The organism is Flavobacterium panacagri (genome assembly GCF_030378165.1).
GTDB classification, from domain to species: domain Bacteria; phylum Bacteroidota; class Bacteroidia; order Flavobacteriales; family Flavobacteriaceae; genus Flavobacterium; species Flavobacterium panacagri.
Genome location: NZ_CP119766.1, coordinates 608,341 through 633,028, shown reverse-complemented (window position 1 = coordinate 633,028; position 24,688 = coordinate 608,341). Strand labels below are relative to the sequence as shown.

At 32.9% G+C, this 24,688-nt stretch carries 25 protein-coding genes; 13 read left to right on the top strand and 12 right to left on the bottom strand.

Annotated elements, in window-relative coordinates:
- Positions 1-8: 8 nt before the first annotated feature.
- The 5 genes from truB to P2W65_RS02975 form a co-directional block, all read right to left on the bottom strand.
- Positions 9-704, bottom strand: a complete 696-nt coding sequence (gene truB, locus P2W65_RS02995) for a tRNA pseudouridine(55) synthase TruB (RefSeq protein WP_289663462.1) — start codon at positions 702-704, stop codon at positions 9-11.
- A complete protein-coding gene (locus P2W65_RS02990) occupies positions 704-1,501 on the bottom strand; it encodes an undecaprenyl-diphosphate phosphatase (RefSeq protein WP_289663461.1) in 798 nt (265 codons plus the stop codon). The genes truB and P2W65_RS02990 overlap by 1 nt, the downstream gene beginning before the upstream one ends.
- A 94-nt stretch (positions 1,502-1,595) precedes the next feature.
- Positions 1,596-1,850: a DUF3098 domain-containing protein gene (locus tag P2W65_RS02985; protein ID WP_289663459.1), complete on the bottom strand. Its 255-nt coding sequence runs from the start codon at positions 1,848-1,850 to the stop codon at positions 1,596-1,598.
- 123 nt (positions 1,851-1,973) lie between these two features.
- Positions 1,974-2,849, bottom strand: a complete 876-nt coding sequence (locus P2W65_RS02980; RefSeq protein WP_289663457.1) for a cell division protein FtsX — start codon at positions 2,847-2,849, stop codon at positions 1,974-1,976.
- Between the two features lie 288 nt (positions 2,850-3,137).
- On the bottom strand, positions 3,138-3,734 hold the full coding sequence (locus tag P2W65_RS02975; protein WP_289663455.1) for a molybdopterin-dependent oxidoreductase: 597 nt from the start codon (positions 3,732-3,734) through the stop codon (positions 3,138-3,140).
- 148 nt (positions 3,735-3,882) lie between these two features.
- Here P2W65_RS02975 and P2W65_RS02970 point away from each other — a divergent pair, with 148 nt between their 5' ends.
- The 3 genes from P2W65_RS02970 to leuS all read left to right on the top strand — a co-directional run bounded on the left by P2W65_RS02970 (position 3,883) and on the right by leuS (position 10,055).
- A complete protein-coding gene (locus P2W65_RS02970) occupies positions 3,883-5,517 on the top strand; it encodes a WG repeat-containing protein (protein WP_289663453.1) in 1,635 nt (544 codons plus the stop codon).
- 4 nt (positions 5,518-5,521) lie between these two features.
- Complete coding sequence (locus P2W65_RS02965; RefSeq protein WP_289663452.1) at positions 5,522-7,018, top strand: toxin-antitoxin system YwqK family antitoxin; 1,497 nt, start codon at positions 5,522-5,524, stop codon at positions 7,016-7,018.
- A gap of 142 nt (positions 7,019-7,160) precedes the next feature.
- Positions 7,161-10,055: a leucine--tRNA ligase gene (gene leuS / locus P2W65_RS02960; RefSeq protein WP_289663451.1), complete on the top strand. Its 2,895-nt coding sequence runs from the start codon at positions 7,161-7,163 to the stop codon at positions 10,053-10,055.
- 539 nt (positions 10,056-10,594) lie between these two features.
- Here the strand turns inward: leuS and P2W65_RS02955 are convergent.
- Complete coding sequence (locus P2W65_RS02955) at positions 10,595-10,990, bottom strand: MmpS family transport accessory protein (protein ID WP_289663450.1); 396 nt, start codon at positions 10,988-10,990, stop codon at positions 10,595-10,597.
- A gap of 168 nt (positions 10,991-11,158) precedes the next feature.
- On the opposite strand from P2W65_RS02955, the gene P2W65_RS02950 reads away from it, so the two are divergent.
- The 3 genes from P2W65_RS02950 to P2W65_RS02940 all read left to right on the top strand — a co-directional run bounded on the left by P2W65_RS02950 (position 11,159) and on the right by P2W65_RS02940 (position 14,584).
- Positions 11,159-13,147, top strand: a complete 1,989-nt coding sequence (locus P2W65_RS02950; RefSeq protein ID WP_289663449.1) for an ATP-binding protein — start codon at positions 11,159-11,161, stop codon at positions 13,145-13,147.
- Between the two features lie 17 nt (positions 13,148-13,164).
- Entirely contained in the window at positions 13,165-13,794 is a 630-nt protein-coding gene (locus P2W65_RS02945) for a response regulator (RefSeq protein WP_289663447.1), read from the top strand.
- Positions 13,795-13,897: 103 nt separating this feature from the next.
- On the top strand, positions 13,898-14,584 hold the full coding sequence (locus tag P2W65_RS02940) for a zinc metallopeptidase (protein WP_289663446.1): 687 nt from the start codon (positions 13,898-13,900) through the stop codon (positions 14,582-14,584).
- 149 nt (positions 14,585-14,733) lie between these two features.
- Here the strand turns inward: P2W65_RS02940 and P2W65_RS02935 are convergent, their stop codons facing one another.
- The 3 genes from P2W65_RS02935 to P2W65_RS02925 form a co-directional block, all read right to left on the bottom strand.
- The gene (locus P2W65_RS02935; RefSeq protein WP_091494722.1) at positions 14,734-15,204 is read right to left on the bottom strand and encodes an Lrp/AsnC family transcriptional regulator; all 471 of its coding nucleotides are present in this window, start codon (positions 15,202-15,204) and stop codon (positions 14,734-14,736) included.
- 248 nt (positions 15,205-15,452) lie between these two features.
- Positions 15,453-16,202: a uroporphyrinogen-III synthase gene (locus P2W65_RS02930; RefSeq protein ID WP_289663445.1), complete on the bottom strand. Its 750-nt coding sequence runs from the start codon at positions 16,200-16,202 to the stop codon at positions 15,453-15,455.
- Positions 16,203-16,216: 14 nt separating this feature from the next.
- Positions 16,217-16,885, bottom strand: coding sequence for a DUF4271 domain-containing protein (locus tag P2W65_RS02925; RefSeq protein ID WP_289663443.1), 669 nt, complete (start codon positions 16,883-16,885; stop codon positions 16,217-16,219).
- A gap of 106 nt (positions 16,886-16,991) precedes the next feature.
- Here P2W65_RS02925 and P2W65_RS02920 point away from each other — a divergent pair, with 106 nt between their 5' ends.
- From P2W65_RS02920 to P2W65_RS02910, 3 genes are read left to right on the top strand one after another with little or no spacing between them, the layout of a single operon-like run.
- The gene (locus P2W65_RS02920) at positions 16,992-17,717 is read left to right on the top strand and encodes a polyprenol monophosphomannose synthase (protein ID WP_289663442.1); all 726 of its coding nucleotides are present in this window, start codon (positions 16,992-16,994) and stop codon (positions 17,715-17,717) included.
- 10 nt (positions 17,718-17,727) lie between these two features.
- Positions 17,728-19,068, top strand: coding sequence for a dihydroorotase (locus P2W65_RS02915; RefSeq protein ID WP_289663440.1), 1,341 nt, complete (start codon positions 17,728-17,730; stop codon positions 19,066-19,068).
- Positions 19,069-19,077: 9 nt separating this feature from the next.
- Positions 19,078-19,572, top strand: coding sequence for a DUF4296 domain-containing protein (locus tag P2W65_RS02910; RefSeq protein WP_289663439.1), 495 nt, complete (start codon positions 19,078-19,080; stop codon positions 19,570-19,572).
- On the opposite strand, the gene P2W65_RS02905 is transcribed toward P2W65_RS02910, so the two are convergent.
- Positions 19,569-20,564, bottom strand: a complete 996-nt coding sequence (locus P2W65_RS02905) for an NAD-dependent epimerase/dehydratase family protein (protein WP_289663438.1) — start codon at positions 20,562-20,564, stop codon at positions 19,569-19,571. The genes P2W65_RS02910 and P2W65_RS02905 overlap by 4 nt on opposite strands.
- Positions 20,565-20,796: 232 nt before the next feature.
- Between P2W65_RS02905 and tyrS the strand changes: the two genes are divergently transcribed.
- The 4 genes from tyrS (at position 20,797) to P2W65_RS02885 (ending at position 23,084) form a co-directional block, all read left to right on the top strand.
- On the top strand, positions 20,797-22,092 hold the full coding sequence (tyrS, locus tag P2W65_RS02900; protein WP_289663436.1) for a tyrosine--tRNA ligase: 1,296 nt from the start codon (positions 20,797-20,799) through the stop codon (positions 22,090-22,092).
- Between the two features lie 31 nt (positions 22,093-22,123).
- Positions 22,124-22,330, top strand: coding sequence for a RelB antitoxin-like protein (locus P2W65_RS02895; protein ID WP_289663434.1), 207 nt, complete (start codon positions 22,124-22,126; stop codon positions 22,328-22,330).
- On the top strand, positions 22,330-22,584 hold the full coding sequence (locus P2W65_RS02890) for a type II toxin-antitoxin system RelE family toxin (RefSeq protein ID WP_289663433.1): 255 nt from the start codon (positions 22,330-22,332) through the stop codon (positions 22,582-22,584). Before P2W65_RS02895 ends, P2W65_RS02890 begins: the two co-directional genes overlap by 1 nt.
- 155 nt (positions 22,585-22,739) lie before the next feature.
- Positions 22,740-23,084 carry a hypothetical protein gene (locus P2W65_RS02885; RefSeq protein ID WP_289663431.1) on the top strand — a complete coding sequence of 115 codons (345 nt, stop codon included), beginning with the start codon at positions 22,740-22,742 and terminating at the stop codon, positions 23,082-23,084.
- Between the two features lie 5 nt (positions 23,085-23,089).
- Here the strand turns inward: P2W65_RS02885 and P2W65_RS02880 are convergent, their stop codons facing one another.
- Entirely contained in the window at positions 23,090-24,070 is a 981-nt protein-coding gene (locus P2W65_RS02880; RefSeq protein ID WP_289666153.1) for a LuxE/PaaK family acyltransferase, read from the bottom strand.
- 128 nt (positions 24,071-24,198) lie between these two features.
- Positions 24,199-24,537, bottom strand: a complete 339-nt coding sequence (locus P2W65_RS02875; protein ID WP_289663430.1) for a T9SS type A sorting domain-containing protein — start codon at positions 24,535-24,537, stop codon at positions 24,199-24,201.
- Positions 24,538-24,688: the final 151 nt, after the last annotated feature.

Genomic DNA, 24,688 nt, shown 5'->3' with positions numbered 1-24,688 from the left:
ACAAGATTTTATTTTTTTAGAAGTTCTTCTTCAAACAAAGTAATATCAATAGCATTTTTCACATCGTAGTCACCAATTTTGGTTCGGCGTAAAACGGTTAAATGCGAACCAGAATTCATGGCTTTTCCGAAATCGTAAGCAAGGGAACGAATGTAAGTTCCTTTTGAACAAACCACTCTAAAATCTACTTCAGGCAATGCAATTCTTGTAATTTCAAATTCGTGAATAGTAGTTTTTCTACTTTCAATTTCTATTGATTCTCCTGCGCGCGCATGTTCATACAAACGAACGCCGTCTTTTTTAATGGCAGAAAAAATGGGTGGTTTTTGATCGATTTCGCCCAAAAACTGTTTTACGGTTTCATGAATCAAAGCTTCATCAATATGATCTGTTGGGAAACTCTGATCGATTTCGGTTTCTAAATCGTACGATGGAGTAGTGGCTCCAATGTAAAAAGTTCCCGTATATTCTTTGGCTTGACCTTGAAGTTCAGAAATTCTTTTGGTAAATTTTCCTGTACAGATTAATAAAAGTCCAGTTGCCAAAGGGTCTAAAGTTCCGGCGTGACCAATTTTGAACTTTTTTGGAAGTCCAACTTTATTAATTAAAAGGTATTTTAATTTATTGACAGCTTGAAACGAACTCCATTTTAATGGTTTGTCAATCAATAAAACTTGTCCGTTTAAATATTCTTCAGGTGTCATTATATAATTGTAAGCGGGTGAATGAAAAAGTGAATCAATAATAAAATGATTCCAGCAAGAATTCTGTAATAACCAAAAACTTTAAAACCATTTTTAGTTAAGAATCCAATAAAAGTTTTGATAGCTAACAATGCCACAACAAAAGCTACAATGTTTCCAATAATCAGCATATTAGTTTGATCTTGAGATAATTCAAAACCAGCTTTGTAATAATCGTAACATTTTTTTGCTGTTGCTCCTAACATAGTTGGAACTGCTAAGAAAAATGAAAATTCGGCAGCTGAAGTTCTAGTTAATTTTTGAGACATACCTCCCACAATACTTGCACCGCTTCGTGAAACTCCAGGAATCATAGCCAGACATTGAAATAAACCAATTTTTAATGCTTTAGCGTATGTAATTTCAGTAGAAACTTCTGGATCATTTGGTTTGTTAAACCATTCGTCTACTTTCAATAAAATAATTCCTCCAAGTAAAAGTGAAACAGCTACAGTAACAGGATTTTCTAATAAGCCGTCAATGAAATCACTTAAAAGCAATCCTAAAACAACGGCAGGAATAAATGCAACTAAAAGTTTAAAGTAAAAATCAAAAGTTTGAAAAAAACGTTTGAAATATAAAATGACCACAGAAAGAATGGCTCCAAGCTGAATCACAATGGTAAAAAGTTTGGTAAAATCGTCATGAGCGATTCCGAAAAAAGAAGACGCAATAATCATGTGACCTGTTGAGGATACTGGTAGAAATTCTGTGATTCCTTCAATAATAGCAAGAACAATAGCTTGTAGTGTATTCATTTAGAATTTTAGATTTTGGGTTTTAGATTTTAGATTGCCCTTCTCCCGAGAAGTCGGGAGTGCTCAGGGGCACAAAAAAATCACAAACCTTAATTTATTTTGATTTTTTGAAAATAGAATAAATCGTGATTCCGAAACCAATCAAAACAGTTGTCGGTGCTAAGCGGATACGTCTAAAACTAAAAATATCTTCGTTAAAAACGTTTGGATCTTTACTTCCTCCACCAGACATTAAAACAAATCCGATAGCAATAACAGCAATACCAATTAAAAGGATTTTGTAATTGATGCTGTCAAAAAGAAATTCCTGTTTTTGAACTTGTTGTTCTTCTTTATTATTGTTTTTCATTTTTTATATTTTGTTTCCCTAATAGTTGCAGGGTATTTTTATTTATTTGCCAGCCTGGGCGATCCCGAGGCTTCAGGAGAAGGCACTTTTTTTAAATCTAAATCTGCGATCTAAAACCTAAAATTAGTAAAGATCGTCTGTTCTTAAGTTCAAGAAACGTTGTGTTGCAAAATGTGTGCTGACCCAAGTAATTAAAACGCCTAATCCGAAAACGGCTGCTAAAACCAAAACGATTAAGATCTTATCTTCTAAAATTCCTAAGCCAGGGAAATTAGTTTCTACATAAAGTAAAAGTGCAATTAGAGCGATGATAGCTAAACCAGCACCTAGCATTCCTAATTTTACGCTTCGCATTACAAATGGTTTTCTAATAAAAGCTTTTGTAGCACCAACCATCTGCATGGTTTTAATGATAAAACGGTTAGAATGTATTGAAAGTCTTAATGAGCTATTAATTAATAAAACGGCAATTATAGTCAGGAAACCGCTGATTATTAAAATCCACATACTTACTTTTCTAATATTGTCATTTACCAGATTTACTAATTGTTTATCGTAAACAATGTCTGAAATCATAGCATTCTTGCGAAAACGATTCTCGATTTTTACGATACTGTCCCTTTCCACATAGTCCGCTTTTAAGTGAATGTCGTATGAGTTTAATAATGGGTTTTCTCCTAAGAATGTAAGGAAATCTTCTCCAATAATGTCAGTATGTTCTTTTGCGGCTTTTTCTTTAGAAACATAAACAGAAGAAAGGGCAAAAGGAGCTCTTTTTAGTTCAGTGTTAAATGCTTTGATAATACTGTCATTTGCTTCATTTTTGAAGAAAACCGTCATGGCGATTTTTTCTTTAAAATCGTCTGCCAGTTTTTTAGAATTAATGATGAATAATCCCAGTACTCCCAAAAGGAATAATACCAAGAATACACTTAAAACTACCGAAAAATAAGAGGAAATTAACCTGCGCTTTTGAAATTTATCAAAGTTAGAACTCATAGTCTGCTTAAATTATGTGGTAAAAATAATAAAGAATTTCTTTATTTAAAGTTAATAACAAACTTTTATCCTTAAAAGTACAATTTAAATACTGAATAAATTGGAGTTTAACCGTAAAGTCTTGTGTGAAATTTAACTGTAAAGTACGCGATCCCGATAGCTATCGGGATTCGCAAGGTTCGCAAAGTAAAAAAATGAAGCCACAGATTAAAAGGATTGAAATGATTTTTTGAAATCTGTGTGAATCCTTTTAATCTGTGGCTAAAAAAATCTTAGTATCTCAGCGTCTTATTTTATTTTATAAACTTCAATGCTTTTTAACCAATAAACGTGACGAGGCCCAGTGGCAATATCATTTTTGCAAAGCCCAATCATTTCGCCATTTTTCACTGGCTTGCCATTTTCTTCGAAGATAATATAAACATTATCTCCCGTTGGATTATTGAAAATTTCAGCCCAAGAAAAAGTTGCTTTATAATTGTCTGAAGCTCTTTCTACAATATAAAAGTTTCTGTCTTTATGATCGGTTTGTTTGATTTTGGCTTTATCTAAAATATCTCTCAAAAGAACAGCTTTGCAAGCTTTAACCTCTCTTTTAATTACACCGCCTTTACCAGTTATTTTGAGATTTTCAATCGTAACGACTTTCATCTTTTTTAAAGAATCGACAGTTAATTGCAGTTGTTTTTCAACTTCTCCTTTTACTTCAATAGCATGATTAACCAGTTTCAAGCTGTCTTCGGAAGTAAGGGTTGGGTGTTCATGTTTTGGATTTTCTGATTTTTTTTCAGTAGAAACAGTTTCTTCTTTGTCTTTTTTGGAAGAATTGCACATGGAACAACAAAATGCAATGAACAGAATTAGAATGTAGTTTTTTGTTTTCATAAAATGGAATAGTTAATGGAGATTCAATATTACGTATTTTTACTTAATTGAGATAAGTATTTTGAAGTTTTATTTGTTTACTAAAGAAATAACTTTGGTAAAATTCGTAATAAATGTAGTTTTGTTTTTGAACTATTTTGATTTTAAAATGAAAAAAACATTTTACTTTATTCTTTTAATGGCTGCCAATTGGTGCTTTTCACAAGAAATTGCAATTCCATATCGCGATGGACAAAAGTGGGGAGTTTGTAATCCAGAGGCTAAAATGCTAATTGAGCCAAAATTTGACAAAATTGATTTTTATACCAACTTTTCAGAAGATTATAAAGTTTTAGTTTCCAGTCTTAAAAAATCTAGAGGTTTAATTATTGGAGGGATAGAAATCTTACAGCCAATTTATAATTCTATTTTTAGAAAAGGGGATTTGTATATAGCGGACAAATACGAGAACAACCGAAAAATAACAGAGGTAATAACAGCAGATGGTAAATCAATTCTTTCTAAACCTATAATAGAAGTAATCTTAAATGAAAATTTCGATAATAAATTTCAGCTTTTTCATGTGTTAAACACAGATATGTCAGAAAGTGTTTTTATCTACAATAGCCAATCAAATACTATTTCAAAATGGTTATACGATGGATATTATTCACTTGCCTTATTACGAATAAGAGATTTGAACCAAGTAATTTTTAAAGTTAAAAGAAAAGAAAATGATGCCGTTTCATTAGAAACATGGAATTTTTCTAAGTTACCAGAAGAGATTTCTAAATCAAAATTAGCCTATAAAACAGAAGCTGATCTTATGGCACTTTTTATGAAAGAATCAAATGACAGAGGAAGTGGAGGTGGAGAAGGAACAATGATAAGTTCTTATGATGTTGTTGCTAAAGGCGATACTGATTCTCCACTAACAATTGATGAGCCAGTAGTGTCGGATGAGAGTAGTCAAAAGATAAAAAAAGAGCCAGTTCGCATGTCTAATCGATTTGAGATAGAAAATAAGAAACTGGTTTTAATCAAACAAAACGAATACAAACCAAACAGTCCAAAAAAAATAGTTCCTATAACATTAAATGTTCCTGTAGCCGATATGGAACTCAAAAGTTATTTTAATGCTTTTAAAAAAAATGATACTATCTATGAATTTAAAAATGCTGTTTTGTATAAAAAAAATAATAAGAAAGGCATTTTGTTTTCATCACAAACTAAAGGCCTAATAGAGTTTGACACAATTTTCAAAGTAGGAACCTATGTGCGAGATGATTTTGATAATACTAAAGGGATTTATATAGTAGGTGATAAAGCTGCAAAAACAAATACTTATAAATATAGTTTTTACAGCAGTGATCAAAAGCTTTTGTATCCGGTTCATTTTGATGATTTAAAACCTTCCATTTTAAGCAATAGTAATGGAATCAAAAACTATATTGCTAGAGTAGGATCTAAATATGGACTTGTACAAAATGATGGAATAGAAATTCTAAAATGTGAATATGACGAGATTAAGGAATTTAATAGTTCATCATCAAATGTCAAAATTATTCAAACCAAAAAAGATAATAAGTATCGAGTTATTACCCAAAGATATAGTGAGAATTTAAATCAAAAGCCAGCAGTATTCGATTATGCTGTTAAGGATATAATTCTAAACTATCCCAAAGAATATTATGATAATTCTAAAAATGCTGCAGAGACTGTAAACCTACTAGAACTGTTTGACGAAAACAAAAATATAATGGGTTATGCGAATGAAAACGGTACATTATATTTTAAAAATTAATAAAATGAAAAAACGTATACTACTATATTTTGTGCTGTTAAATACTGCTGTTTTTTCACAATCGCAATACGTTAACTATCGCAATCTGCCTGATTTTGAAAATACCGAGCAATATTTTTATAATCAATGGGAATTAAATCCTGCCGATTTTGCCAATAAGCTTTCGGATGTAATGAATCAGAAGAAATTAAATAAAAGAGAAAACATTCAATATCTGATAGATAAAAAACAAGAAGTAACAATTGTTAAAATAATGATCAATGGTTTGAAATTTTCAGAATCTGGTTATAAAAAAGGATTACTTGACGGAACTAAAGTGATTTATCATGACAATGGTGCAGTTTTTCAGGAAATTGAATACAAAAATGGAAAAGCGAATGGAATTACCAAGGTTTATAATGAAAAAGGAAAACTGGTTTTAGAGACAAATTACAAAGACAATCTTAAAAATGGCTTGCGAAAATTGACTGACCCTAGAAATAATAGGTTGGTCATTGAAGGTAATTATGAAAATGATAATGTAATGGGAGATTTAAAAGTTATTTATAGAAATGATGTCTATACTTATCCAAATGATTTAAGAAAAGGAAAAGTTAAATATTTTACTGAAGACAGGCTGATTTCCGAATATGAAATCCTGAATCAAAATAGACTAAATGGAGAGGCTAAAGATTATAATCCAAAGACAGGAAAACTGTCGACTAAGACACCTTATTATCTAGGAGATGTAAATGGCTTTAAGGAATACTACGATATAAATGGTGATTTACAGTATAAAAATGAGTACAAATTCAATAATAAAGTAGGAGAACACAAGCTATACTTGTATGATAAAACACTTATTTCTGAAGAATACTATGATAAAGATGGATTGAAAATTGGAGTTTGGAGAGATTATGAAAGATCGGGAGTTATGAGATCAGAGAAGGTTTATGTGAATGATCAGTTAGAAGGAGTGAGTAAAGAGTTTAAAAATGGAATTCTTGTTAAGTCTGAAGAATTTCATAACAATAAACGAAATGGGGCAGTTAGGTATTTTGAAGAAAAAACGGGAGTTTTAAAAACGGAGAGTTTATATAAAAATGAGGTTCGGCAAAATGAAAAACAATATTACCCTGAAGGAATGGTGCTGAACGAAACTAATTTTAGTAATGAAGGGAAAAAATTATCTGTTCGATATTTTAATAGGGAAGGGAAATTGCTCTCTGAAAATAAATGGGGTGAAAATGGCATGCCAGTAGGAATTCATAAGACATACAGTATTGATAGGGAGAATAAACTATATCTTGACACTGAGATACAGTATAATGAAAAAGGAGAGCAAATAGTTAATACTAATTTTAATTCTTATGGAGGTTATACTAAAAAACATCTTAAAAATGGAAAATGGCATGGAGCAACGACTATTTACAATGGTAAAACGAATAGTACTGAAGAGATTTATTATTTCCAAAGTAAAAAAGTAACCAAAGAAGAGTTTGAAAAACTAGACAAACAGTAAACAGTATAACTTAGTTTTAATCTTTATGAAAGTTAATAACGTCCAATGTTTTAACTTTCATACAATAAATGTAAATTTGCCGCTAAAATAATTTAGTGAAAAGCTTAGAACCTTAGTAACTTAGAATCTTAGTCACTTAGAAATGAAGTACAATCCAAACGAAATTGAAGCCAAATGGCAAAAATATTGGGCAGAAAATCAAACTTTTGCAGCAAAAAATAACTCTGAAACCCGAGGTGGAACCGAACTGAGCGAAGCTAAACCGAAACATTATGTTCTCGATATGTTTCCTTATCCATCTGGAGCAGGATTACACGTAGGGCATCCGCTGGGTTATATTGCTTCAGATGTGTATTCTCGTTTCAAAAGACATCAGGGATTCAATGTTTTGCATCCAATGGGTTACGATAGTTTCGGATTGCCTGCAGAACAATATGCAATTCAGACTGGACAGCGTCCGGAAGATACAACACGCGTAAATATTGACGGTGGAGTAGACAAAGAAGGAAAACAAATTGCGGGTTACAGAAAACAGTTAGATAAAATTGGATTCTCATTTGACTGGGCTCGTGAAGTGCGTACGTCAAATCCAGATTATTACAAACATACACAATGGATTTTTATCCAATTGTTCAATTCTTGGTATTGTAGAAAACAAGGAAAAGCATTTGATATTTCGGAGCTTGTAATTGTTTTTGAAGAAAGCGGAAATGCATTGGTTGAAGCAGTTTGCGATGATAATGTAGCCATTTTTACTGCTGACGAATGGAAATCCTATTCTGAAGATCAAAAAGAAAAGATCTTGTTGCAATATAGAATGACGTATTTGGCAGAAACCGAAGTAAACTGGTGTCCAGGTTTAGGAACGGTTTTGGCAAATGACGAAATTGTTAACGGAGTTTCAGAGCGTGGAGGCTTTCCTGTTATAAGAAAAAAAATGACACAATGGAGTATGCGAATTTCTGCTTATGCCGAACGTTTGCTTCAAGGTTTAAATGATATAGACTGGAGTGAGTCTATCAAAGAATCTCAAAGAAACTGGATCGGGAAATCAGTTGGGGCTTTAGTAACTTTCAATGTGAAAAATCACGATGAAGTAATTGAGGTTTTCACCACTCGTCCTGACACTATCTTTGGAGTTACTTTTATGACTTTGGCACCAGAACACGATTTGGTAGCTAAAATTACAACTCCAGAACAAAAAGAAGCAGTTGAAGCATATATCGAAAAAACAGCAAAACGTTCAGAGCGTGAGCGTATGGCCGATGTAAAAACGATTTCAGGAGTATTTACTGGAGCTTATGCAGAACATCCTTTTACAAAAGAAGCGATTCCAGTTTGGATTGGAGATTATGTTTTGGCAGGTTACGGAACGGGTGCTGTAATGGCTGTTCCTTGTGGTGACGAAAGAGATTACGCATTTGCTAATTTCTTTAAAGGTCAAAACGGAATGCAGGAAATCAAAAATATCTTCGCTAATGTTGATATTTCTGAAGCAGCTTACGGATCAAAAGACAATGTTGAAATTGCTGGTTCTGATTTCTTAAACGGATTAAATTACAAAGAAGCAACAGCAAAAGCGATTTATAAATTAGAAGAAATCGGACAAGGAAAAGGTAAAACCAATTACCGTTTGCGTGATGCTGTTTTTTCGCGTCAGCGTTATTGGGGTGAGCCATTTCCAGTTTATTATGTGAATGGTCTTCCAAAAATGATCGAAACGCAGCACTTGCCGATTATTTTGCCAGAAGTGGAGAAATATTTACCAACAGAAGACGGTTTACCTCCATTAGGAAACGCAGCTGTTTGGGCTTGGGATACAAAACAAAATAAAGTTGTCGATACAGATTTAGTTGACAATGTTTCGATTTTTCCTTTAGAATTAAATACAATGCCGGGTTGGGCGGGAAGTTCATGGTATTGGATGCGTTACATGGACGCTCATAATGAAAATGAGTTTGCAAGCAAGGAAGCTTTGGCTTACTGGGAAAATGTAGATTTGTACATTGGAGGAAGCGAACACGCAACGGGTCACTTATTGTATTCTCGTTTCTGGAACAAATTCTTAAAAGATAAAGGTTTTGCTCCAACTGAAGAACCATTCAAAAAACTGATCAATCAGGGAATGATTTTGGGGACAACGGCTTATGTTTACAGATTGGAAGGAACAAATACATTTGTATCTAAAAATAAAATTGAAGGTCAAAATGTACAGCCAATTCGTGTTGATGTAAATTTTGTTAATTCTTCAGATGAATTAAATATCGAAAAGTTTAAAGCTTGGAGAGAAGATTTCAATACAGCAGAATTCATTTTGGATGAAAACGGAAAATATATTGTAGGTCGTGAAGTCGAAAAAATGTCGAAATCATACTACAATGTGGTAACACCGGATGATATTTGTGCAGAATACGGTGCAGATACATTACGTTTATATGAAATGTTCTTAGGGCCATTAGAGCAGGCAAAACCTTGGAATACTGCCGGAATTTCGGGAGTTTTCGGTTTCTTGAAAAAATTATGGAGATTGTATTTTGATGATAATGGCTTAATCGTAAACAACGACGAACCAACAAAAGATAACTTAAAATCATTGCATAAAACCATCAAAAAAGTAGCAGAAGATATCGAGAATTTCTCTTTCAATACTTCAGTTTCTCAGTTTATGATTTGTGTAAACGAATTGTCTTCTCAAAACTGTCATTCAAGAGCAATTTTGGAGCCATTAGCCATTTTGGTTTCACCTTATGCGCCCCATATTGCTGAAGAATTATGGGCTCAGTTAGGACATACAACTTCAATTTCTGAAGTGGCGTTCCCAGCCTTTGATGAAAAACATTTAATTGAAACCAATAAAGAATATCCAGTTTCTTTCAACGGAAAAATGCGTTTCACAATCGAATTGCCTTTGGATTTAACCAAAGAACAAATCGAAGAAATCGTTATGAAAGACGAAAGAACACAAAAACAATTAGACGGTAGAACACCAAATAAAGTGATTATCGTTCCTGGAAAAATCATTAATTTGGTTGGATAAACCGATTTGATTTTAAATATTAAAAATTCCAAATTCCAATTTTACGATTGGGGTTTGGGATTTTTTTTATTTTTTCCGCCACGAATTCACGAATTATTTTTGATAATAAAAATTCGTGAATTCGTGGCGGAAAACCTAGTGTTCCGTGTGTAAATCTTTGCGTATTTTGCGGTTAAAAACCCGCACCAATATTGGAGTATTAAAAAGAAACAGCAGTTTTTGCAGACAAAAATGATACGTTTTTATTTTGTTGCGTTAACAACTGGAATTTGTTTGTATCTGTACGAATACACCAGCAAATTGTCCTTTTTGAGTAATGTGCTTGGCTTATGCAATAACTTTGTTCTGGATAGCAGTTAACTGGTTTTATATTCGTCCCATAAAAATCAGGAAACAGCAGGAAAAGATAAATAGCCTTATTGAAAAGTTTGAAGAAGTCAACAATCAATTAGAACCATAAAAAAAAAAAGAAGCTTCGTAATTTCCCCTACGAAGCTTTCTTTTTACCAAAAACTTAAATCTAAATTCTAAACTAATTTTTATAAAGGGAAAACATAACTCCCTGGAGCAGCTATAATACTTCCGTCACTAGTAGCTTTAGCAGTAGTTTCTTTCTCTACTTTTCCACCAACAATAATCTTAACGGTAAGAGTTTGATCTACAACTCCTCCTGTTCCGATTAATGTTATACCAGCTCCATAAGTATCTGAAGAAGCTGTAAATTCTTTACTCCAAGGTAATGAATTAATGTCTACAGCTTGCCCGCCATTTCCAGATTCAGTATATGTTGCACTAATTTTTCCTGTATAATTTCCAGAAACTTCATATCTAATATCTCTAGATCCAGATTTTTTATCATCATTGTCGCTGCTGCAAGAAACTGCAGTAAAAGCAAGAGTTAATACAATTGCAAAAGTTTTTAAAATCGCTTTCATAAATATTCTTCTTTAATTAAAATTCATAGTTGTACAAAATTAGACTCTTATAAAAGAGTTATCAATACCTGATAAAATGTATTTTTTATTACCTGATATCAGGTAAAAGAGAACATTTTCTTTTCGAAAGTCATTAAGCTTTAATAACTTTGAGTAAATGCCCCATTTATGAAGAAAATCCACGCCTTACTACTTTTTTTAAGTTTCTCTGCTATTTCCTATTCCCAGGTAATACTTTCATTAGATGATGATACGGCTTACATTGACAGTATTGCTAATTATACTAAAAATGTAAAGTCGGACAGTATTAAGAGTTTGAATAGTTTTAGATTGGCAAAATTATTCTTGATGGTTCAGAATGGGGAGAAATATAAAGAATATCTAGAGCAGGGAAACCGTCTGAAAACGAAATTTCCTTTTATAAAAGATGCAGCTCTTTATTACAATGCCTATAATTTTGTGGAAAAAGGGGATTTGAATGGTTACGAAAAAGCGCTGCTAGAAGCCAATGAAAAACTAAAAAAATACCGCTATAAAGAAGCGTATAGACTTCGAGCCATTGTGTTACAGAATTACGGAATTCTACAGCAACATAAGAATAACGAAAATGCTTACATGAAGCTTTTGGTAAATGAGGCAATCCCTATTGCGAAAAAGAGCGGTGATTATGAATTAATCAGTGGTTTGAGTAAAGCGGTTGCTATTATTTTTATGAATAATAACGAAAGAGAAAAGGCTGCAGAATATCTGGATCAAGCACAGAAATACATTGAAAGCGCGACTAAAAAATCGGCAACACTGGCAGAGTCCAAAATGGAAACTTATATTATTAATGCGGAGAATTTAGTAGAACTTAAGCATTTTTATGACGCTAAAAGTATTCTGGATAAAGCATTTGAGATTTTAAAAGAATATCCAGAATCCAACTTAAATGATTCTTATTTTTATTCGGAAGGAATTTATTATGCTAAACAAAATAAACATAACGAAGCTTTGGTGAGTTATGACAAAGGAATTAAATCTTCTGCAAAACATAATAATCTGGTAGCTTTAAACCGATTGAAATTTGCTGAATATGAGGTGCTTTTTAAGCTTAAGAACTATGATAAAGCGAAAAGCAATATAGAATATCTGATAAACAATACACCTTTTATAATAGATAAAAAGAATTACTACAAGGAATTGTCTAAAGTTTACAATGCGACTAAAGAGTACTCTAAAGCCTACTATTATTCTAATAAATACAATGTTGTTAATGATAGTCTTAACGGCGATAAATTAAAAAATGAAATTGTAGAGCTTGAAGCGAAATACAAAAAGGCGGAAAGCGAGAAAAAGATTTCTCTGTTACAGTCTGAAAATGAAAAAGCAGTTTTGCAGGTTAATAATAATCGTTTGAATATGATGCTTTTTGCAGTGCTTTCGTTTTTATTGTTTCTGACAGTTTTGTTTTTATGGAGCTGGAATAATTATCAGAAAAAACTAAGCTATCAGAAAGAAGTCAATCACAAGCAGGAATTGGATGTGCTTGAAAATGAAAAAAAATTATCAATTTCAAATGCTTTGATTCAAGGAGAGGAAATCGAGAGAAAAAGAATCGCCAGAGATTTACATGATGGACTCGGCAGTATGCTTTCAGGATTGAAAATGCATTTAAATATTGCAGATCGTGATAATAAAGAAAGTAATCCCAATATTAACGAAATGCTAAACGATTCTATTAAAGAACTTCGTAATATTTCTCAGAATTTAATGCCCGAAAGTTTAATGAAACTGGGATTAGAACATGCTTTAAAAGATTTATGTGCTTCACATTCTACTTCAGAAACAGTAATTGAATTGCAATATTTGATTAAAAAATCTAGTGTTCCACAACATTTTAAAGTCATGATTTTTAGAATTATTCAGGAACTTTTGAATAATGCTTTAAAATATGCCAAAGCTTCACAGATTTTGGTTTCTTGTTCTCAAAATAAAGATGTCTATTTTATTACTGTAGAAGATAATGGAATCGGATTTAACGTTAAACATGCAGAAAAACGTGAAGGAATGGGGCTGCGAAATATTAAAAACCGTGTCGCATTTTTGAACGGAAAACTTGAAATTGATTCGGTTATAGGTAAAGGGACTTCAACTTACATAGAGTTGAAAATTTAATTGCAACATAATAAATTATGCTATATAAAACAGTAATTGTAGACGATCATCCGATTGTGATTTCGGGTATCGCAGGTTTGTTGTCAGAGTTGGAGAATATTAAAATTGTAGAGAAATTTGGATCGGGAATAGCCTTGTTAGATTATATTGAAGACCATACTGTAGATTTGATTTTAATGGATATTTTTCTGCCAGTAATCAATGGCGTTGATTTATGTAAAACAATCAAACAGAAACATCCTAAGGTTGTAATTATAGGGATGAGCAGTCAGTCTGAAAGAAGTTTAGTTATGCAGTTTATTCAGAATGGAGGAAACGGTTATGTTTTGAAAAACGCCTCTTTTGGAGAGTTTAAAAATTGTATATACAAAGCGATTGATGGTGAAATTGTTTTTAGCGAAGAAGTTAAAACGATTATCAGTCAGCCATTATCTGAAGAATTAGAACGCATTCCTGCTTTGAGCAGAAGAGAGCGTGATATTGCATTATTGCTTTCACAAGGGAAATCGACTCAGGAAATTGCAGATGATTTGTTTTTGAGTTTTCTAACCGTTCAGACACACCGACGAAATATTCTTCAAAAATATAAAATGAAAAACGTAGCAGAATTAATTGCTTTTCTGCTAAAGAATAATATGCTGAATTGAGCCAAAATTGGTTTAAAAATGTCAAAATGGCATTTTGTTAAAATGGTTCATAATTTGCTGTTTGTTTTGTAAATTTAAAAATCAATCTAAAAACACAAGAAAAATGGGATCAGGATACCTAATTATTGCTGGAGCTATCATGTTATTCAGCTGGCTGGTAAGCTCTCAGCTAAAGAGTAAATTTGAATTATACTCGAAATTGCAATTAAGAAATGGAATGAGCGGAAGAGAAATCGCTGAAAAAATGCTTGCAGATAACGGAATTACAGATGTTCGTGTGATTTCGACTCCAGGTCAGTTAACAGATCATTATAACCCTTCAGATAAAACAGTAAATTTAAGTGAAGCTGTTTATAATCATCGTAACGCGGCGGCGGCGGCGGTTGCGGCGCATGAATGTGGACACGCTGTCCAGCATGCAATTGGTTACGAATGGTTAACGATGCGTTCTAAATTAGTGCCAATTGTAAGTGTGGCTTCCAATTTTGTACAATGGATTTTACTTGCTGGAATTTTAATGATCAAAGTTTTTCCAGGCTTATTATTGGTTGGAATTGTCATTTTTGCTGCAACAACGTTATTTACCATTATTACGCTTCCAGTAGAATACGATGCAAGTAACAGAGCTTTAGCTTGGCTGGAAAACAAACATATGCTGACGCAAGAAGAACAAGCTGGAGCAAAAGATGCATTAAAATGGGCTGCAAGAACCTATTTAGTTGCGGCAATTGGATCTATAGCAACGTTGTTGTACTATATCTCGATTTACGCAGGGAATAGAAGAAACTAAATAAATTTATTTTCAATATCATAAAATTCCAAATTCCAATTTTGTTGGGTTTGGAATTTTTCTTTTTATCATCTTTCGTTTACCGTGGTTAAAACCACAGGCTATGTTTTTGGAATTTGGGTTTTATAAAATTGGAATTTCTTTTTTTTCTAAAGCTGAATCTGCCTGTCAATCTGCTGATCCAAAGAAATAAACGTTTCGGTTCTCGAAACTCCTTCAATAGCTTGGATTTTATTGTTTAAAAGAGACATTAAATGCTCATTGTCGCGGCAAATGATTTTAATTAAAACCGACCAGTTTCCAGTAGTATAGTGACATTCTAAAACTTCAGGGATTTTTCTGAGTTCTTTTACAGCTTCAGAGTTTCTGGATGCTTTATCTAGATAAACTCCAACAAAAGCCATAGTATTATAGCCTAAAACTTTTGGATTTACCGTGAATTTTGATCCTGAAATAACACCAGATTGCTCCAGTTTTTTTAATCGCTGATGAATTGCTGCGCCGGAGATTCCAATTTTGTTGGCAATCTGTAAGATTGGTTTTCGGGCATCATCCATTAAGTATCGGAGGATCTCTTTATCGATACCGTCAATTTCAATTAGGAGGGAGTTGATTTTCATAACTTACAATTTGAAACTATTTTTTGTGATTTGGGTTTGGAATAGAAATCAAATGTAGTTAAAATGAAGGAAGAATAAAATTCCAATAGTAGAAATTGCTTCGCCAGTTCGCTATCGCTCGGGTCTAAATTCCAAAAACATAGCCTGTGGTTTTAACCACGGTAAACGAAAGGTGGTAAAAAGAAAAATTCCAAATCCCAATTGATTAAGTTGGAATTTGGAATTTAAATATTTTTCTCTTGGTCAGGTTATTTTCCTTTGTTTGCTTCGGCAACGTATTTTTCTAAAGCCATTGTCATAGAAGGAGTTTCAGGAGTTGGAGCAAGAATATCAATTCTTAAACCATGGTCTAAAGCTTCTTTCTGAGTTGTGCTTCCAAATACAGCAATTCGAGTATCATTTTGTTTAAAATCTGGGAAATTTTTAAACAATGATTTGATTCCGGTTGGACTAAAGAAAGCTAAAACGTCATAATAAACGTCTGCTAAATCAGATAAATCACTCATTACAGTTCTGTAAAAAATAGCCTGCGCCCAATCTACTTTTAGATTGTTTAATGTTACAGGAGCATCAGCGTTTAATTGGTCAGATGCAGGAAGCAAGAACTTCTCGTCTTTATACTTCTTAATTAGCGGAGATAAATCTGCAAAATCTTTTGCTCCAACGTAAATTTTACGTTTTCTGTACACAACATACTTTTGAAGGTAAAATGCAACGGCTTCAGATTGACAGAAATATTTCAATCCTTCTGGAACTTTGTAACGCATTTCATCAGCAACTCTAAAAAAATGATCTACAGCATTTCGACTTGTTAAAATGATCGCAGTGTAATGATTAAGATCGATTTTTTGTAATCGAATCTCTTTTGCGCTAACCCCTTCCACATGAATAAATGGTCTGAAATCAATTTTTATTTTGTGTTTGTGTTGGAGCTCAAAGTAAGGAGAATTCTCCACTTTAGGTTCAGGCTGTGACACCAAAATTGTTTTCACTTTCATATTATAAACATTTTCTAAGCACTCCCTTTTGTTATCCAGTAATAAAGAAAATAATAAGGGGCTATTTCGAGAGCGCAAAGATATAAAATAAAATAAAATAACTTGCCGATTATTACGTTTTGATACGTTTTAATTGAAATAAAGTAAGAGTATACACTAATACACAGCGAAATACCAATGATTCCTAGCGGTATTATTTGCGGAATATTGTTGTAATAGAATAAAATAGCGTTGATTGGAAGGATCAAAACGCCTATATAAGTCCTGTAAGTTACCTTTTGTAGGTTAAATAGTTCTACAAAATCGTCAATATTGAAGGAAGTCGCTACAATTTTCTCAATTAAATACTTTCCTAAAATGAAATAAAGCAGAAAAGTAGCAATCTGAATAAACAAAATCCAGTCGGTTTTGGAGGCATGTCCAAAGCTATTCATCGTAAGCAAAATGAAAAAAGCATACGAGATAATTTGCACAAAAAACAAACCAACCGTAAAACTGCTTTTCATGTGACTGTTGTCGCGATAAATCTTAGCATATTTATCAGAGAAAATAAGTTTACTAAATTCACTGAATCTAGTTTCGTAAGCCGATTTTGTCATGGCAACAACGGCAAAGGTCAGCACAAATAAAAGTGTTGCCCAGTCTTTGTTTTCCAGAATTCGAGGATGAAGTTGTTCAATCATAGCGTTACAAAATTAGTAATTTTTTAATGCAATACTTTTATTATATATTTATTATGAATCAAATGCTATAAAAAGTTTACTTTTGCCGTGAAATTACCCAGAAAAAATGAATGATAGTATTGTCATAATTCCCACATACAACGAAATCGAGAACATAGAGAGTATCATAAGAGCCGTACTTTCACAGCATAAATCTTTTCATTTGCTGATTATCGATGATAATTCTCCTGATCATACAGCAAAGAAAGTAATTGCTTTACAAGAAGAATTTCCAGATAAACTTTTCTTAGAGCAAAGAACTAAAAAATCAGGTTTAGGAACTGCGTATGTTCATGGATTTAAATGGGCTTTGGAAAGAGATTATCAATTCATTTTTGAAATGGATGCCGATTTTTCTCATAATCCAAATGATTTGGAAAAGTTGTATGATGCTTGTCATTTTGGTGGAGCAGATTTAGCAATTGGTTCACGTTATGTAAAAGGGGTAAATGTGGTAAACTGGCCATTAAGCCGTGTTCTAATGTCTTATTTTGCGTCGGTTTACGTAAAATTTATTACCGGAATGAAGATTCATGATGCTACTGCGGGTTTTGTATGCTATAAAAGAGAAGTTCTAGAGAAAATCAATTTAAATAAAATAAAATTTGTGGGGTATGCGTTTCAAATTGAAATGAAATACAGAACATACTGCGCTAAATTCCAGATTACAGAAGTTCCTATTATCTTTACAGATAGAACAAAAGGAGTTTCTAAAATGAGTAATGCTATCATTAAAGAAGCTATACTTGGAGTAATTTCGCTAAGATTAAGAAAATTAGTCAATTCATTATAAACCAACCAGAATGAACAGGATTTTAATAAAAAATGCCAAAATTGTAAACGAAGGGACAATTTTTGAAGGTGATGTTTTAATTGAAAACGATCTGATTGTTGAAATTGCTGACAGCATTTCATTAAAAACATCAGATTGTATAGTGGTAGATGCTGAAGGTAATTATTTAATGCCGGGAGCTATAGACGATCAGGTGCATTTTAGAGAACCAGGGTTAACACATAAAGGAGATATCGAATCGGAATCAAGAGCTGCAGTTGCAGGAGGAATTACTTCTTTCATTGAACAGCCTAATACTGTCCCGAATGCGGTTACTCAGGAAATATTAGCAGATAAATATCAAATCGCTTCTCAAAAATCATTTGCGAATTATTCGTTTATGATGGGAGCAACAAACGATAACTTGGAGGAAGTTTTAAAAACCAATCCAAAAAATGTTGCCGGAATCAAGATTTTCCTGGGTTCTTCAACAGGAAATATGCTGGTAGATAATGAAGCCGTTTTAGAAAAGATTTTCTCAAGTACGCCAATGTTAATTGCAGTTCACTGTGAAGACGAAACTACAATCAAAAATAATTTAGCTGCTTTTAAAGAACAATACGGTGACGATGTTCCTGTAACGGCTCACAATTTAATCAGAAGTGCTGAGGCTTGTTATATTTCTTCTTCAAAAGCAGTGGCTTTGGCGAAAAGAACTGGAGCAAGATTGCATATTTTCCACCTTTCAACTGCGAAAGAAATGGAATTGTTTACTAATAAAATTCCGTTAGAAGAGAAAAAAATCACGGCTGAGGTTTGTGTACACCATCTTTGGTTTACAGATGAAGATTATAAAACAAAAGGAAATTTTATCAAATGGAATCCAGCTGTAAAAACTGCCGATGATCGCGCAGAACTTTGGAAAGCTTTAAATGATGGCAGAATCGATGTTATTGCAACAGATCATGCTCCTCATACGAAAGAAGAAAAACAGCAGTCGTACTTAAATGCACCTTCGGGAGGGCCATTAGTGCAGCATGCGGTTGTCGCTATGTTTGAAGCGCATCATCAAGGAAAAATTAGTGTCGAGAAAATCGTGGAAAAAATGTGTCACAATCCTGCTAAACTTTTCAAAATCGAAAAAAGAGGTTTTATCAAAGAAGGATATTATGCTGATTTAGTTATCGTAAATCCAAGTCTGCCTTGGAGCGTGAAGCCAGATAATATTTTGTACAAATGCGGATGGTCTCCTTTTGAAGGTTTTACTTTTAAATCTAGAATTACACATACTTTTGTAAACGGCGAATTGGTGTATAATAATTTTAAAGTAAAAGATACAAGAGCTGGGAAAAGATTATTGTTTGACAGATAAAAAGCAACTATGAAGAATTTTATAGTAATAATATTGATTTTGTTTCTTTCTATAAGCTGTAAAAAAGAGCTCGTAAAAGAACCAGCAAAGCTTATTGAGAAGGGAAAAATGATTGATATTATGTATGATTTATCGCTTCTGGAAGCCATGCGGTATCAAAAACCATTGTCTTTAGATTCGATAGATACTGACGCAACCAAGTTTATTTTGAAAAAATATAAAGTTGACAGCCTTCAGTTTGCTCAGAATAATATGTATTATGCTTCAGATTATGAAACTTACAAAGACATGTTTGATGAAGTAAATAAAAGAATAGCCGTAAATCAAAGAGCAGCAGATTCTCTTGCTAAAATTGATGAGAAAAAAGCAGCAAAAGCTAATAAAAATAAGATCAAAGAAATAAAACCAGATTCACTAGATCCTGCGAAAAAAACGGCTCCAAGAATTAATATTGATTCTATCAAAAAAATCAGGATGCAGCAGAGCAGAAAACCAGTAAATTAAGATTGTGTTTTAATATAATCATGAACATCAGTAAAAACCGTTCCTAGAGCGGTTTTTATTTTTTCATTAGAATATAAATTTTTCGAATAAGAAGCTTTTGCCGTTGCTTTGGTAATACTTCTTTTTTTAAAGAACAAAGTTGAAAATATACTGTCAAGTATCCAGAGCATATTCATAAAAAAAGGCTTAGCATGAATATGTGGTCTTTTTACTTTTAAAGTATCGGCAACAGAGTTGAGAATGTCTCTGAAAACAATATTAGCAGCGATTAGAGTGAAACGCTCATTTCTGATATCGCTTTTCATTAATTCGAAAGTTGTTCTGGCAACATCATTAACAGTAATAAAACCAGTACTTCCTAGTGTGTAAAACGAAAGACCTTTTGAAACTTTTTGATAAATCTCACTGCTTCCCTGCTCAAAAACACTCATCATTTGTGGTGGTCCTAAAATAACTCCTGGATTTACAATAATAACATTTAGCCCTTCTTGTTGGCCGCGCCAGACTTCCATTTCGGCACCATATTTCGAAATGGCATAATCGCTGTGTGGTTTTTCAGGATTCCAGTCGGTTTCTTCTGTGATGTAGGTTTCGTGTGGTGCAATATCTCCTAAGGCAGCAATAGAACTTATAAAACAGCATTTTTCTACTTCTTTAGCAATCGAAAAATTGACGATGTTTGCGGTTCCTTCGATATTGGTTTTTCGAAGTTTTTCTTCGTCTTTTGGATCAAACGAAATCAAAGCGGCGCAATGATAAACTTCTTTAATATCTATAAAAGCAATTTCAAGCGAAGGAACGTCTAGAATATCGGCTTCAAGCCAATTAATTTTTTCAAATAAAGCTTCTTTTTTATAAAAATCAAAAACCGATTTGGTTTTCGAAATGTTGCTTTGAGTTCTATAAATTGCCCGAACATTTTCCCCATTTTCAATTAAATGAAGTAATAAATGTGCGCCGACTAAACCAGTTCCTCCAGTTACTAATACCATGTTGTAAAGATAAGTTTTTGTTGGAAAGGTGCAAAGTTGCAGAGTGACAAAGTTGCAAAGGTTTTTTTGATTTTTCCACAAAGGCGCTAAGGCGCAAGTTTTTTATTTCAATGAATTTTATGCAATACTTTCAAAGTAAAAAACAAAAACTTTGTGCCTTAGTGTCTTCGTGGCAGACTTTTTTGTCATTGCGATTGACATTGATTACATTTGCGCAAATTATTTTAAAAAAATGAAGAATCTAGTTGAAGAATTAAAATGGCGCGGGTTATATCATGATAGTATGCCTGGAACGGAAGAACAATTACTAAAAGAAGCTACCTCTGCGTATATCGGTTTTGATCCAACGGCGGATTCACTGCATATCGGAAGTATGGTTCAGATTATTTTATTGGTTCACTTAAAGAATTTTGGTCATAGACCAATTGCTTTGGTGGGTGGAGCAACTGGAATGATTGGAGATCCTTCTGGTAAATCTGATGAAAGAAACCTGCTTGATGAAGAAGCTTTGGCTAAAAACGTTGCTGGAATCAAAAGTGTCTTGTCTCGTTTCTTAGATTTTAATTCAACCGAAGCAAATGCGCCAGTAATGGTAAATAACTACGATTGGATGAAAGAATTCTCTTTTATCGATTTTGCACGTGAAGTTGGAAAACGTATCACTGTAAATTATATGATGGCTAAGGATTCTGTAAAAAAGAGATTTAGTGGAGAAGGAGAGGGAATGTCTTTTACGGAGTTTACGTATCAGTTAATTCAAGGTTACGATTTTTATCATTTATATAAAAACAACAATTGCGTGCTGCAAATGGGAGGTTCTGATCAATGGGGTAATATTACTACGGGAACAGAATTAGTGCGAAGAATGGGAGGCGAAAATGCTAAAGCATACGCTTTGACAACACCTTTGATTACAAAAGCAGATGGTTCTAAATTCGGAAAATCTGAAGGAGGAAATGTTTGGTTGGATGCAGACAAGACTTCGGTTTACAAATTTTACCAATTTTGGGTAAATACAACAGATGCTGATGCTGAAAAATATATCAAAATCTTTACTTTCTTAGATAAAGATACTATTGATGCATTAATTGCTGAACATCAAACAGCACCACATTTAAGAGTTTTACAAAAGAAACTGGCTGAAGAAATCACTGTTTTTGTTCACAATCGTGAAGAATTGGAAAAAGCAATTCAGGCTTCGAACATCTTATTCGGAAATTCAACTGCTGAAGATTTGAAGAAATTAGACGAAGCAACTTTTTTGGAAGTTTTTGACGGAGTGCCGCAAGCGGAAATCACAAAAGCTGATTTAGAAAACGGATTGGATATTATAACTGTTTTAAACGAAAAAACAGGTTTCTTTAAATCTAACGGGGAAGCGAGAAGAGCTTTAACAGCAAATTCTATTTCGGTTAACAGAGAAAAAATTAAAGAGGATTTTACTTTGACAACAAACGATTTAATTAATAATCAGTTTGTGCTATTACAAAGCGGAAAGAAAAATTACTTTGTGATTAGAGTGAAATAATTCTCTAACTTTACTAAAATACTTTAGTAATATGAAAACACAATTTATTACAGATGAAGAGGGAAATAGAACAGCTGTTTTACTACCAATCAAACAATACAATAAGCTTTTGGAAAAATTGGAAGATTTAGAAGATGTGAAATTGTATGATGAAGCAAAAAGAAATGATGATGGTTTCAGAATATCAATAGATGAAGCTTTTAAAATTATTGAAGAAAAGCGTAAGACAGCTAAATAATGGCTTACAGAATAGAATTTAATAATAAGGTTTTGAAAGCTTTAATGAAGATTAACGAACCTTACTATTCAGCTATTAAAAGTCAGATTTATGATTTGGCGGATAATCCACGACCAGTTGGGTATAAAAAATTAAAAGGTAGGCCAGGATACAGAATTCGAGTTGGAAATTATAGAGTAATCTATGAAATATTTGATGATGTTCTTTTAATTGACGTAATTGATTTAGGTCATAGAAAAGATATTTACGAATAACTACAAAATCATCTAATTGCAATCACAAATAGCATAATTATAAAGAATTCCAATAACTTTTTCTAGTTATTGGGATTCTTTATTTTAATTTATTGGTAATGAAAATATAAATCTTTTTTTATTAAGTTTATTCCCTATAAACTAACCTAATAACTATGATTGGAATTTTATTTATTTATTGGATTTGGAAAAGTTTTACCAATCTAGCTCTTGAATATGATAAGAATAAATGGGGCTATTTTGGTATTGGAATAGCGTCGTATTATGGCGGTACACTCGTTTCGGGTTTTGGCGTCGGACTTTTGTCTGTTTTAATCGGCGGCGTCGATAATGTAACCGACGATAGTTTTATTAACCCGGGATGGAATATATTTTTTGTGCTTTGTGGAGGTTTGGCCTGTTATGGTGTTTACAAGCTTTTGGAAAATAAAGGAGAAAAAGAAAAAGCACTATCCAAAAAAGAAGGAATAGACAGTATTGGTGTAATTGACGAAAATTAACCTCTTTATAAAACCATCAAATTACAACCGCGAATATCAGAATTATCAAAACGTCCCAATACCTCAAAAGAGTTGTTGGGATTTTTTTTGCCTAAATCTTGGGTTGCTATAAAAGAACAAGAATTGATATTGGCCAAATCTATTACATTGATTCCGCCGGTTTTTCCGTCTTTCACGTAAGTCAGTGCATCTTCTGGATCCCGTACTAGAATATTCATCCACGAGGGACATTCGAAAATGCCATCACCTAAAGAATACGCCTGTGCTAAAAGCTCAGTCATTCCATATTCTGAATGAATGGATGAAACTCCAAAACCTTTACATAAAATTTCGTGTAATTCTTCACGAATCATTTCTTTACGTTTTCCTTTCATGCCTCCGGTTTCCATGATGATGGTATTCTGAAGACTGAATTGGTGTTTTTCGATTAAATCTAATAAAGCATAAGTAACGCCAATTAAGATTACGTTTTGGCCTGCTTCATCCAATTCTGTTAACTTTTTAATTAAGTCATCGTGATTGTGCAGATAAAACCCGCTTTCAGGCTGATTCGAGAGGTTTATTAGATCTTCTACCATATAGATTAACGAAGAGCCTTCACGCTCTAAATATGAGGGTAAAAGCGCTAAAACAACATAATCTTCTATATTGCCATAAAACTCCGAAAATCCTTTGCGGTAACTTTCCTCATATAGGGAAACATCGGTCACTAAATGTCGACTTGTAATCATTCCGGTTGTACCGCTGCTGGTAAAAGTAACTTGTGCAGGATCGTTATTCGAAACTACATCATGGCTTTTGAAAAATTGGATGGGTAAAAAAGGAATTTGCTGTAATGATTTTACCTGCTGCGGATTCACTTTTAGAAAATCACAAAAATCACGATACACTTTGTTGTTTTCGTGCTGAAAACGAAACACCTTTAGTGCTATTTTTTCAAATTGTTTCTGACTCGAAATGGTAAAGATATCGTTGGCTGTAATCAAAACTTTTTTTTGCAAAGATATTATATTTAGTGTTCGGTCGCAGTTTTCAGTGGCAGTTTTCAGCAAAGTATGTAAACTGAAAACCGTCACTGAGACTGTAAACTAAAAAAGCTCCAAAGAAGGAGTTTTTATCGTATAATGAGTTTTCGAGTTGTCGATGCGTTTTGTTCGCTAATTTTTATGATGTAAACACCTGGAGGTAATTCTGAAACATTTAGTTCTTTGGATACCAGATGAGCCTGAAGTACTTTTTTTCCTAGAATATCAAACACAATAACTTCCTTCTCTAGGTCGTTCTTAGAAGATATATAGACTTTTCCATTTGTTACAGGATTAGGATACAAGCTGAGACCCTCAATAGAAGTAGATTCCTGAGGTTTTGGTAATTGCTTGCTGTCTTGCGCTGAAACGCTTACAGTAAAGAAAAATGCCAATAAGAAAGTAATATAAAAGTAGTTTTTTGCCATCGCGTGTATTTGGATATCGTAAATATACAAAAAAAATTACAAAAAGCACGCCAAAAAAAAATATCCTGAAATTTAAGTTGTTTTTAACATTTTGTATAATAAGTTATTAGGGCGTTCTTATAAGGCAAAACGTATAGAGCAAAAAAAAACA

Excerpts from the sequence above, each read along its gene's own strand:
- truB (WP_289663462.1), bottom strand. The coding sequence starts at position 704 with ATGACACCTGAAGAATATTTAAACGGACAAGTTTTATTGATTGACAAA.
- P2W65_RS02990 (WP_289663461.1), bottom strand. The coding sequence starts at position 1,501 with ATGAATACACTACAAGCTATTGTTCTTGCTATTATTGAAGGAATCACA.
- P2W65_RS02985 (WP_289663459.1), bottom strand. The coding sequence starts at position 1,850 with ATGAAAAACAATAATAAAGAAGAACAACAAGTTCAAAAACAGGAATTT.
- P2W65_RS02980 (WP_289663457.1), bottom strand. The coding sequence starts at position 2,849 with ATGAGTTCTAACTTTGATAAATTTCAAAAGCGCAGGTTAATTTCCTCT.
- P2W65_RS02975 (WP_289663455.1), bottom strand. The coding sequence starts at position 3,734 with ATGAAAACAAAAAACTACATTCTAATTCTGTTCATTGCATTTTGTTGT.
- P2W65_RS02970 (WP_289663453.1), top strand. The coding sequence starts at position 3,883 with ATGAAAAAAACATTTTACTTTATTCTTTTAATGGCTGCCAATTGGTGC.
- P2W65_RS02965 (WP_289663452.1), top strand. The coding sequence starts at position 5,522 with ATGAAAAAACGTATACTACTATATTTTGTGCTGTTAAATACTGCTGTT.
- leuS (WP_289663451.1), top strand. The coding sequence starts at position 7,161 with ATGAAGTACAATCCAAACGAAATTGAAGCCAAATGGCAAAAATATTGG.
- P2W65_RS02955 (WP_289663450.1), bottom strand. The coding sequence starts at position 10,990 with ATGAAAGCGATTTTAAAAACTTTTGCAATTGTATTAACTCTTGCTTTT.
- P2W65_RS02950 (WP_289663449.1), top strand. The coding sequence starts at position 11,159 with ATGAAGAAAATCCACGCCTTACTACTTTTTTTAAGTTTCTCTGCTATT.
- P2W65_RS02945 (WP_289663447.1), top strand. The coding sequence starts at position 13,165 with ATGCTATATAAAACAGTAATTGTAGACGATCATCCGATTGTGATTTCG.
- P2W65_RS02940 (WP_289663446.1), top strand. The coding sequence starts at position 13,898 with ATGGGATCAGGATACCTAATTATTGCTGGAGCTATCATGTTATTCAGC.
- P2W65_RS02935 (WP_091494722.1), bottom strand. The coding sequence starts at position 15,204 with ATGAAAATCAACTCCCTCCTAATTGAAATTGACGGTATCGATAAAGAG.
- P2W65_RS02930 (WP_289663445.1), bottom strand. The coding sequence starts at position 16,202 with ATGAAAGTGAAAACAATTTTGGTGTCACAGCCTGAACCTAAAGTGGAG.
- P2W65_RS02925 (WP_289663443.1), bottom strand. The coding sequence starts at position 16,885 with ATGATTGAACAACTTCATCCTCGAATTCTGGAAAACAAAGACTGGGCA.
- P2W65_RS02920 (WP_289663442.1), top strand. The coding sequence starts at position 16,992 with ATGAATGATAGTATTGTCATAATTCCCACATACAACGAAATCGAGAAC.
- P2W65_RS02915 (WP_289663440.1), top strand. The coding sequence starts at position 17,728 with ATGAACAGGATTTTAATAAAAAATGCCAAAATTGTAAACGAAGGGACA.
- P2W65_RS02910 (WP_289663439.1), top strand. The coding sequence starts at position 19,078 with ATGAAGAATTTTATAGTAATAATATTGATTTTGTTTCTTTCTATAAGC.
- P2W65_RS02905 (WP_289663438.1), bottom strand. The coding sequence starts at position 20,564 with ATGGTATTAGTAACTGGAGGAACTGGTTTAGTCGGCGCACATTTATTA.
- tyrS (WP_289663436.1), top strand. The coding sequence starts at position 20,797 with ATGAAGAATCTAGTTGAAGAATTAAAATGGCGCGGGTTATATCATGAT.
- P2W65_RS02895 (WP_289663434.1), top strand. The coding sequence starts at position 22,124 with ATGAAAACACAATTTATTACAGATGAAGAGGGAAATAGAACAGCTGTT.
- P2W65_RS02890 (WP_289663433.1), top strand. The coding sequence starts at position 22,330 with ATGGCTTACAGAATAGAATTTAATAATAAGGTTTTGAAAGCTTTAATG.
- P2W65_RS02885 (WP_289663431.1), top strand. The coding sequence starts at position 22,740 with ATGATTGGAATTTTATTTATTTATTGGATTTGGAAAAGTTTTACCAAT.
- P2W65_RS02875 (WP_289663430.1), bottom strand. The coding sequence starts at position 24,537 with ATGGCAAAAAACTACTTTTATATTACTTTCTTATTGGCATTTTTCTTT.